1 protein-coding gene and 1 pseudogene are annotated in these 948 nt (G+C 42.1%); both read right to left on the bottom strand.

Features of this window, described 5'->3' with window-relative positions; translation table 11 throughout:
* Positions 1-157 (bottom strand): annotated as a pseudogene (locus CL42_RS16185) (IS6 family transposase); the annotation flags it as partial.
* 63 nt (positions 158-220) lie between these two features.
* Positions 221-948, bottom strand: a 728-nt coding sequence (locus CL42_RS16190) for a cation transporter (RefSeq protein ID WP_035271003.1), incomplete at its 5' end; no start/stop codon positions are given.

A 948-nucleotide genomic window follows, 5' to 3' on the forward strand; every position in this document is an offset into this window, starting at 1 on the left:
GTTGAACCCAACGGTAAATAGTCGTGTGATCAACATTCACACCCCGTTCGGCCAGCATTTCCTGCAGTTCACGATAGCTAATGCCATATTTACAATACCAGCGCACAGCCCAAAGAATGATTTCGCCCTGAAAATGCCGACCATGGAAAGGATTCATATGCTGCACCTTTAGCTAAAACAGTCTTCAGCTTACCATTCGTGGTTATTTGCAACAGTGCCCTTACTTCAAAGCCAAAATTTTTCGGGCACCATTCAGTACGAATAAAGAAACCAGTATGCCAATGATTAAGTCTGGATAAGCTGATCCCGTCCACGCCACGAGTACACCGGCAAATATAACGCCCATATTTACGACAACGTCATTCGCCGAGAAAATCCAACTGGCTTTCATATGTGCGCCATCTTCTCGATGACCAGAAATAAGATATAAGCATGTCACGTTAGCTATAAGTGCGAGCAGGCCAATAACAATCATGAGCGTTGATTCTGGCTCGCTTCCAAACATGAATCGTCTAATGACATCAACAATCACGATAACAGCAAGTAATAACTGAATCCAACCTGCGAAATGGGCTGCTTTTATTTGATATTTCGCAGCTTTTCCGACGGCATATAGCGCAATACCATAAACGGCTGCATCGGCAAACATATCTAGAGAATTAGCAATCAATCCTGTAGACGCAGCAATAATACCGCTGATGAATTCTATAAAGAAAAGTAGAGCATTAATACCTAATAACAGTTTAAGTACTTTAGCTTGTCTCACAGGATCAGGTTCATTAGGTATATCGCCTGAAGAAAGCTGTGTTTCATCAAGTTTCGCCCCAAAACCCAGTCCTTCGAGTTTAGCCGTAATTTGCTGAATCCCTTCATTATGGAAGACTTTCAGTTTTCGATTGGGAAGATCAAAAGTAAGACCTTTAACTGCTTCAATATCTGCAAGAGCTG

Source organism: Acinetobacter sp. Ver3 (assembly GCF_000632455.1).
GTDB lineage: Bacteria > Pseudomonadota > Gammaproteobacteria > Pseudomonadales > Moraxellaceae > Acinetobacter.